This is a genomic window from Asticcacaulis biprosthecium C19 (assembly GCF_000204015.1).
Lineage (GTDB): Bacteria > Pseudomonadota > Alphaproteobacteria > Caulobacterales > Caulobacteraceae > Asticcacaulis > Asticcacaulis biprosthecius.
Genome location: NZ_GL883077.1, coordinates 821,843 through 830,641, shown reverse-complemented (window position 1 = coordinate 830,641; position 8,799 = coordinate 821,843). Strand labels below are relative to the sequence as shown.

Annotated in this window: 11 protein-coding genes; all 11 read left to right on the top strand. The window is 63.0% G+C overall.

The annotated features are described in order from the left end of the window. The first annotated feature begins 308 nt into the window (after nt 1-308). On the top strand, nt 309-1,859 hold the full coding sequence (locus ABI_RS04190; RefSeq protein WP_211211112.1) for a phage tail tape measure protein: 1,551 nt from the start codon (nt 309-311) through the stop codon (nt 1,857-1,859). After that, nucleotides 1,859-3,103, top strand: a complete 1,245-nt coding sequence (locus ABI_RS04185; RefSeq protein ID WP_006271592.1) for a DNA circularization protein — start codon at nt 1,859-1,861, stop codon at nt 3,101-3,103. The genes ABI_RS04190 and ABI_RS04185 overlap by 1 nt, the downstream gene beginning before the upstream one ends. Continuing rightward, nucleotides 3,096-4,154, top strand: a complete 1,059-nt coding sequence (locus tag ABI_RS04180) for a phage baseplate assembly protein (RefSeq protein WP_006271591.1) — start codon at nt 3,096-3,098, stop codon at nt 4,152-4,154. Before ABI_RS04185 ends, ABI_RS04180 begins: the two co-directional genes overlap by 8 nt. After that, nucleotides 4,154-4,723 (top strand): phage baseplate assembly protein V, encoded by a 570-nt coding sequence (locus ABI_RS23380; protein ID WP_006271590.1) that lies wholly within the window; start codon nt 4,154-4,156, stop codon nt 4,721-4,723. The genes ABI_RS04180 and ABI_RS23380 overlap by 1 nt, the downstream gene beginning before the upstream one ends. Continuing rightward, nucleotides 4,720-5,172, top strand: coding sequence for a phage GP46 family protein (locus ABI_RS04170; RefSeq protein WP_006271589.1), 453 nt, complete (start codon nt 4,720-4,722; stop codon nt 5,170-5,172). Before ABI_RS23380 ends, ABI_RS04170 begins: the two co-directional genes overlap by 4 nt. Continuing rightward, entirely contained in the window at nt 5,169-6,224 is a 1,056-nt protein-coding gene (locus ABI_RS04165) for a baseplate J/gp47 family protein (protein ID WP_006271588.1), read from the top strand. The genes ABI_RS04170 and ABI_RS04165 overlap by 4 nt, the downstream gene beginning before the upstream one ends. Before the next feature lies 1 nt (nt 6,225). After that, a complete protein-coding gene (locus tag ABI_RS04160) occupies nt 6,226-6,753 on the top strand; it encodes a YmfQ family protein (protein ID WP_006271587.1) in 528 nt (175 codons plus the stop codon). 3 nt (nt 6,754-6,756) lie between these two features. Continuing rightward, nucleotides 6,757-7,476 (top strand): phage tail protein, encoded by a 720-nt coding sequence (locus ABI_RS04155; protein WP_006271586.1) that lies wholly within the window; start codon nt 6,757-6,759, stop codon nt 7,474-7,476. 9 nt (nt 7,477-7,485) lie between these two features. Next, nucleotides 7,486-7,671, top strand: coding sequence for a hypothetical protein (locus ABI_RS04150; protein WP_006271585.1), 186 nt, complete (start codon nt 7,486-7,488; stop codon nt 7,669-7,671). A 93-nt stretch (nt 7,672-7,764) separates the two neighbouring features. Further along, nucleotides 7,765-8,178 (top strand): hypothetical protein, encoded by a 414-nt coding sequence (locus tag ABI_RS04145; RefSeq protein ID WP_040308566.1) that lies wholly within the window; start codon nt 7,765-7,767, stop codon nt 8,176-8,178. A gap of 420 nt (nt 8,179-8,598) precedes the next feature. Continuing rightward, the coding region (locus ABI_RS04140) for a GcrA family cell cycle regulator (protein WP_040308565.1) at nt 8,599-8,799 on the top strand (201 nt) is incomplete at its 3' end.

Here is an 8,799-nt window from a genome sequence, read left to right as displayed (position 1 = left end):
TTGCAGGTGTGGTTGCGCCTGCCGCCAGTTCCGCTGAAGCCGTCGCCGGCGCCGGTGCGGCTGCGGCCGCCGCAGCCGATGAACTGAGCGACGTGGCCCGGCCGGCCGCCGCTGCTGAAGACGCGATGGAAGATACCGGCCGCGCGGCTGACAATGCCGGCGATGACATCGAGCACGCCGGCGACCAGGCTGAAGAGACCGGGGAGCAGCTCGAAACCTCCGGCAAGAAATGGCAGCGGTTCGGCGCCGTCATGGGCACGTCAATCGCCAAGGGCGCCGGCATAGCTGTCGCCGGCATTGGCGCGGTTGTGACGGCAGGCACGGCTCTTGTCACCGGCGCCGCCATGTTCGTGCGGTCACAATCCCAAGCCGCGGACGCGATCGTTCAGTCTGCGCAGGCTTGCGGTGTAGGAGTCCAGGCTTACCAGCGCCTGAAATATGCCGCCGCCGACAGTGCAGTTGGCTCTGATCTGTTGGACCAAAGCCTGAAGACGTTGAGCAATAATATGATCAGCGCTCAGGCCGGCGAGAAATCTAAGGTCGCGGTGTTCAGGGCTATGGGTATTGCGGTCAAGGATACCGCTGGAAAATATAAGTCGGCCGACGCCGTATTCGCAGAAGTCGCAGACCACTTCGCCAAGATGCCGGACGGGCCCAAAAAGACAGCGCAGGCTATGCGGGCTTTCGGCGATGCCGGCGCCAACCTCATCCCGCTTCTCAACAAAGGCTCAAAAAACCTGAGGGAAATGGGCGACGAAGGCTTGCGACTGGGCCTTATCCTCTCTGACGAAACCTTGTCTGCCTCTCAGAAGCTCAACGCCGTTTGGGACACGATGGATAAGCAGATCGCCGGTGTCAGCCTCGCCCTGTTCGCAGGACTTCTGCCCCCGATCACCCAACTGATCACGAAAATCAACACCATCATCGACCAGAACAAGGGTGCCATCCTGGACGGCATGACCAGAGGGCTCAACTGGATTAGCGCCAACCTGCCGGCGATCCTGACCGGCATCGCTAGCTTCTGTAACTTCCTGAAAGACACAGCCGTCTTTGCCGCGGGCGTGACGCAGGCCCTGGGCGGGCTCAATGGCGTCGTCGACACCTTCGTTGTCCTGATGGCGGGCAAGATGGCGCTCGGCCTGGCCAGTACCATCGCCTCGATCTGGGGTTTGAATGTCGCGCTCTGGGGCTGCCCGATCGTGTGGATCATTGCCGGCATTACGGCCGTCGCTGTTGGCGCCTTCATGATCGTCCGCCACTGGGACACGGTCAAGGCTTGGCTTGGCAAGTTTTGGGACTGGCTCGGTAAGGGCTTCAACTCGATTGTGTTGCTGGCCGTGCCGTTCATCGGCATCCCGGTTCTAGTTATCAAGCACTGGAAAGGGATCACGACTTTCTTCGCCGGCATCTGGACCGGGATCGAACAAGCCTTCACCGCCGGGGTCGACGCTGTGTGGAATGCACTGCCCGAATGGTTCCGCAATGTCCTGAAGGGCATCGGTTTCGTGGTCAAGGTCGCCGCGGATGGCATTGCCAATGCGGTCGCAGAGCCTGCTGAAGAAAAGACACACGCCGCGAACGGTAAACCGCTCACAAAAGCCGCGCCGGCCGCGATCAGTCCTACGCCGACGCCGGCGGTAGCAGCCTCTACGCCGGTGATACGGGCGGCGAACGGTAAGGCGCTGTCTCAAGCGCCTGCGCAATCACTGCGTGGTCAGGGCTTACAGAACAGCAACACCCCCATGAAGGGCCGGATTGCCGTTGAGTTTGTGAATGCTCCGCCCATGAAGATCCCAGAGATGGAGTCGTCCGACAACTTGGACCTGACCGCTAATCGCGGCCTGCAGAGGGCACGCTGATGGCTGAGCTATCCCCCTGGCGCCAGAGCCTTCGCCCAGCCAGTTTCCGCGGCATTGAGTTCGACGCGATCGTCTCGACGCGCCGCGGTCTCGGCCGCAAGGTTGCCGTCCATGACTTCCCGCTGCGCGACGAGTCCGAGGGCGAGGACATGGGCGCCGCCACGAAGGTCTTCCAGCTCGAAGCCTTCATCATCGGCCCAAACTATAAGCCGACCCGCGACGCCTTCGAGGCTGCCTTGGGCAAGGCTGGTACCGGGCTGCTCATCCACCCTTGGATCGGCGAAGTCAACGTCCGCCTGGTCGGCGATCCGGCGGCCGAGGAGAGCCTGGCTGAGGGCGGCATGGTTCGCTATTCGCTCGAGTTCATGCGCGAGGAGCCGGCTGCCCTGACCACGGCACGTCCGGACACCACGGCCCAGGCGGTCACCGCCGCCGGCGCCATGCAGGCCCAGGCCGACGCCGCCCTTCCGGAGGACATGAAGGTCAAGGATCAGCCGCAGTTCGTTCTGGACGAAGCCGCCAAGATCGTCACGCAGGTGTCGGATGAACTCGACAAGCTGCTCGCGCCGCTCAAGGGTTACGGCGATCAACTCAGCAGCTATGTCAACCAGGGCCTGAAGCTGCGCAGCCAGGTGACGTCCCTGGTCAACCAGCCCGCAGCTCTGGCCGCCCAGCTGTCGGGGCTGATCCACGGCATCCGCAAGATCGCCGCTACGCCGGGGGACGCGCTCAACAGCCTGAAGGTGCTTCTCGGCTTCGGCCGAGGCTTCGGCGCCGTCAGCACCGGCACGCCGTCGCGCCGGGCCCAGGGCGCCAACCAGGCGGCGCTGGTCGCTTTTGTCCGCCACACCGCTGCCGCCGAGGCCGTGGCCGCTGTCTCGGAGATGGAGTTTGCCGCTTACCAGGATGCCGTCGCCGTCCGTGACGAGATGGCCGACGCTCTGGACGATCTGGCGCTCGAGGCCGGAGACGCCGGCGACGATGGCGCCTGGCTGGTCTTGACGGCCGCCCGGTCGGCGCTGATCCGCGATGTCACGGCGCGCGGTGGTTCTCTGGCCCGGCTCTACAGCTACACGCCGGCGTCGACCATTCCGGCCCTGGTCCTGGCGCACCGACTTTATGGCGCAGGTCCGAAATTTGGGGCCATCGCCGATCGGGCCGACGAAATCGTCGCGCGCAACCGCATCGAGCATCCGGGTTTCGTCCGCGGCGGCCAGGTGCTGGAGATCCTCTCCGATGTCTGATTCCGTCACGGTAAAGGTCGACGGCCAAGTGTTCGAAGGCTGGAAGGCGATCGGCGTCCAGCGTTCGATTGATACCCTGTGCGCTGGCTTCCGTCTGACGCTCTACAATGCCGCCATCTTTGACCGGGCCGCGTGCGAAATCTGGGTGGGGGACGAGCTGCTCATCACCGGCCGGGTCGACCGGGTGGCCGGCGGCGTCGGCAAAACCTACAGTGTCGGCGGCCGCGACAAGACGCTCGACCTGGTCGACGCTTCGGCCGTCCATTCACCCGGCGCCTGGCGCGGGCAGAAGTTGGAAAAGATCGGCGCCGAATTGCTGGCGCCGTTCGGCCTGACCTTGACCGTCGAGACCGCGACCGGCGCCGTCTTTCCGCTCTTCTGCATCGAGCCGGGTGAGACCGTCTTCGAAGCCCTGACGCGGATGTGCCGCATGCGCGGGTTGATGATCCGGACCGATCCGAAGGGCAGCGTCATCGTCTTCGCCCCGCGCCAGAAGCGCACCGGCATGGTGCTGGAGCTGGGGCGTAACCTGACCGGGTTCGAGTTCGACATCAATTCGGCCGACCGTTTCAGCGAATACATCATCAAGGGCCAACGTCAGGGTGGAGCCCACACCGAGGCCAAGGATGCCGCCGCACCCAAGGGATCGGCCAAGGATGCCGGCGTGACGCGGTACCGGCCCAAGCTGATCGTCAGCGATGAGCAATCGACGCCGGCCGGGCTGCGGACGCGCGCCCTTTGGGAGGCAACCACGCGCCGGGCCCAGGCTTTACAGGTTGGAGGATCGGTCAAAGGCTGGCGCGATGATGCCGGCGCCCTGTTCGAACCGGACACCCTTGTGCGGCTGATCGCCGATGACCACGGCCTCGACCTCGACATGACCCTGACCGAGGTCACCTTCACGCTCGACGACAAGGGCACGTCGACGCGGTTTCGCATGACGAAGCCCGAGGCCTTCACCACGGTCGAACTGCTCGAGGCCGATGCCAAGAAAAAGAAGAAGGCCAAAAAGGACCCTGACGCCCTCTACAAAGCCTTGTCGGAGGGATGATGCAACGCGAGTTAGATGCTCTCGGCCGAAAGATCCGCCTGCTGATCGGCAGGTGTATCCTCTCGGCAATCGATGACAGCGGTAAGCGCCAGCTGGTCCAGGTGCAGCGCCTGGAAGGCGAAACCAGCGACGATGTTGAGCGCTTTACGCACTATGGGTTTTCGTCGGCGCCGCTGCCGGGTTGCGAGGCTATCGCGATCGATCTCGCCGGCGTCAGGTCGCACACCGTCATCATCGCTGACGGTGACAGCCGCTACCGCCTGCACCTGGTCAACGGCGAGGTCGCCCTTCATGACGATCTCGGCCAGAAGGTGCATCTGAAGCGTGACGGTATCGAGGTCTATTCGACGCTGGCGATCAAGATCGAGTCGACCACATCCATCGACATCGAGGCGCCGCAGATCAACCTAACGGGCGAGGTCCTGATCGATGGCGATCTGCTGGTCGACGGCGACGCGGCTTTGACTGGCGACATCGAGGTCGACGGCAATTCGGTCCTGGGCGAAGGCGCCGTTCTGTTCGCTCTGAAATCGGACATGTCACCCGCAACCACGGTGAAGGTGAAATGACCGACGTACGCCTCTCCTGGAACAACGAAACGCAGACAGTCGACCTGGTGATGGCTGGTCCCGACCTCGCCACCGATGACGGCCTCGAGACGGCGGTCATCATGTCTTTGGGCACTGATGCGCCCGCCGGCAGCGACGACAAAATCCCGGATGGCAGCGACGACGGTCGGGGATGGTGGGGCGACGCCTTCCATGATGCCGCCGGGGACGTCGACGGCAGCCAGTACTGGCTTTTAAGCCGTGAGAAACTGACCTCTGAGGCGCTGCTTAAGGCGAGGAACTATGCCGAAAAGGCCCTGGCCTGGCTGGTCACCGACCTGGTCGCGTCGAAGGTCACCGTGACGGTTGAACTGTGGGGCGACGAAGGTGCGATCGCCGTCATTCAAATCTTGAAACCCGACGGCAACTTGGCCGGCAAATACACTTTTATCTGGAAGGCGATGGCATGAGCGACTTTGAACGCCCGCCCCTGACGAGCCTGATCACGCAGGCCCAGGACGATATCAACGGCCGGCTGCCCGGCGCCGACTCGCGGCTGCGGCGCTCGGTCCTGGGGGTGTTCGCAAAGGTGTGGGCCGGCCTGATCCATGGGGTTTACGGGTTCCTGGCCTGGCTGGCGCAGCAGCTGCTGCCCGACACCGCAACCGGCGAATGGCTGGCGCGCTGGGCCTCGATCTGGGGTTTGACCCGCAAGGCCGCGACCAGCGCCGCTGGCGCCATCACGGTCAGCGGCACGATCACATCTGTGGTGCCGGCCGGGACGCAGCTCCAACGGTCGGACGGTGCCCTGTTCGTAACCGGCGCCGAGGTCACCCTGGCCGGCGTGACGGCTGTGGTTCAGGTCACGGCCGTGGTCGCCGGCGCCGGCGGGATTACCACCACCGGATCAAGCCTTACCTTTGTATCGCCGGTCGCCGGCGTGTCGTCCTCGGCCACAGTCAACACACCCGGTATCGCTGCCGGCACGGACGAAGAGAGCGACGAAGCCCTGCGCGGCCGGTTGCTGGCCCGCATTCGCAACCCGCCCCAGGGCGGTTCGAAAGCCGACTACGAAGCCTGGGCGCTGGAAGTCGCAGGCGTGACGCGCGCCTGGGTCTATCCGCGTCACTCCGGCGCCGGCACGGTCGGACTTACATTTGTCATGGACGGCCGCGAGGACATCATCCCGACCGAGGACGATATCGCCGCCGTCGTTGCCCATGTTGAGGCCCTGATGCCGGTGACACCGGAACTCCTATGCTTCGCGCCGATCCCCGATGCCATCGCCATGACGATCGCACTCACACCCAACACCGATCCGGTCAAGGCGGCCGTGCTCGCCCAGTTGGAAGATCTGTTCTCGCGTGAGGCCATCCCGGCCGGGACGATCAGCCTCAACAAGATCAACGAGGCAATCTCCCTGGCCGAGGGCGAAACCGATCACACCCTGACCATTCCGGCCGCGCCAGTTGTCAGCGCCACCGGCCATATTGCCCGGCTCGGCACAGTGACGTGGGCCTAAAATGGATGCACCCGCCTATCTCGATCAGCTATTGAAGCTCCTGCCCCGGGGCCGGGCCTGGTCGCGCGCCCCGGAGTCGACGCTGTCGAAGCTGATGTCGGCTTTCGCCGATGGCGCTGCCCGGTTCGACGCCCGCGCGCTCGAGCTGCTAGAAGAAGCCGATCCGCGCACCACCACCGAACTGATCGACGCCTGGGAGCGGGTGGCCGGCCTGCCGGATACCTGCACCGGCACCCTAACAGAAATCGCCGATCGCCGCGCGGCGCTGTGGCAGAAGCTGACCAACAGCGGCGGCCAGTCGATCGCCTACTTCACCGAGGTCGCCGCCCGGCTGGGCTACGAGATCGAAATCACCCTGTTTCGGCCGATGTACTGCACAAGTCCCTGCACGGGGCTGTTGTTCACCACCGCCTGGCGCTTCACCTGGCAGGTCACCGTGGCCAACGCCGAAGAGGCGCCGGTGATGGAATGCGTTTTCAACCGCCTGAAGCCGGCCGAAACGGCTGTCTTCTTTGTCTATGAGGGATAAATCATGCGCCGCACCACAGGCACCGGCCACGTCGGCAACATGTTCAGTGCCGGTAATCCCGGCCTCGGCATCCTTCCGACCGCGCTAGATCCGGACTGGCTGAATTCGGTCCAGGAAGAGATCGTCACGGTCATCACCGATGAAGATGGCGGCGACGAGGCTCTGAACCCGGCCGACAGTGGCCAGCTGCTGGCGGCGATCGTCGCCATGATGGACCGGCGCGACGCCGCCAACGCCGCGCACATCACCCAGATCGGCGAGACCAAAGAATTCCTGGTCGAGGATGGCTGGGACACGGAATTCTATGCCGAAGCCATCGGTCAGACCGTCAACCGCGCCGATTACCCGGCACTGTGGGCCCTTGTTGCCGCCTCCAGCAATCTGGCGACCAGCGGCGGCGACAAGACCACCCACCGCACCAAATGGGGGCCAGGTAACGGCACAACTACCTTCGAGTTTCCTGACATGCGGGCAGTTTTCAGGAGAGTCCGTAAGGGTGCGTTGTCATCGGTGGCACCGGCCGACGGCGCCTTCAAGGCCAACCAGAACGCTGAGCACGACCACAACGTCGGGGCGTTCGCGGGCATCAACGCCGGCTCTGGCTACTCGGGAGAACCTTTCGAAGCTTCAGGTCTGAATTCCAACGGCAAGACATCGGAAGAAGGCGGCGACGAGGCCTGCCCCGATCACACCACCGTCTACTACGTCATCCGCGTCAAATAGGAGCGAACCATGGAAAAGACCGGCATTAGATATTTCGGCAGCGACGTCGTCTATGGCGAGGCTTGTGAGCCGCTGTCGCCTGACAGCCTGGTCATAGCGACGATGAAGCAAGGCGGCCGCGTCACCACGGCGGCCGGCGACCTGGACCTCATGGGCATGAACCGGGACAACTATCCGGTCAGCTATACCCCTTAAACTGGCCTTAGGGTGGCCTTAAGGGGGTTCAAATAGCCCCTTAGACCCGCTACTAAGCTAAAAATTAAGAGCATGGAAAGGGGAACAAGCACCATGAGAACCAAGCAAGAGGAAGCGGACGGCGATGTATCAGCCCTGCTGCGCCTTCTCCGCCGACCGGAACAATGGGTGAAGAACGCCGAGCTTGCTGATGCTCTTGGCTTTGTAAATAACAAGGGCAACAAGTCCGTGGCTGGCCATTGGAAAGACCTTGATGATGTCCTTCGCCCATCCGACACCAAGTTAGAGGGTGGGGTGAGATTGTTCAGTAAGCGTGCGGCCATTCAGTGCGCTATCCGCGCAACGACGGCAAACGCGAAAGCCTTTAAATTTTGGGCCGCTGACACGCTGGTCTCAGTTTTTTCTGAGCCCGCCAGGCTTGTCGCCCAGGAGCGTGAGGCCTTCGCCGCCGCCATTGCTCAATCTGTTATAGACCTTATCACCCGGGACGGCGACACGAACTCATAACCGGGAGAGGTCGAGTCGCAATCCGTCACAGAAAGGGCTCTCAATCGGGGCCCTTTTTTTTTGCGCTACGTTTTTAAAGTGCTCCAACCAGACTTGTCCCAGAGTCCAGGACCTTTTGTCCCGCTACAATCTTCATCGAGCCATTTTGAAGCGCCTGCGCATAAGGCGGCAATACGGTCCAGTTATCCACATATGTGGATCGTCCGAACACAACATATAGATATATGTGGACAGTCGTAAATTCCCCTCACACCATATATTGCGGTTTTTAACCCTTCGTTTACTATCTGTGGGTGGCTGGGGAGCAGGTCCATACGGACATGTCTACATGTTGTGGTGCGTTGGCTTGCGATCCGCAAGTGATCCCGCCGCAATGGTGGCGCGGAAGTGGCCCAGAAAGTGGCTATGGGAGAGTGAAACATGAGTTGGACTGACGAACGCGTCGAAACCCTGAAGAAGCTCTGGCAAGAAGGCCATTCGGCCAGCCAGATCGCGAAGCAACTGGGTGGCGTGACCCGCAATGCCGTTATCGGCAAGGTGCATCGTCTCGGCCTGTCGGGGCGCGCCGCGCCGTCGCAGCCGACCCGCCCGCTGTACAAACCGTCGCGCCCCGCCCGTCCA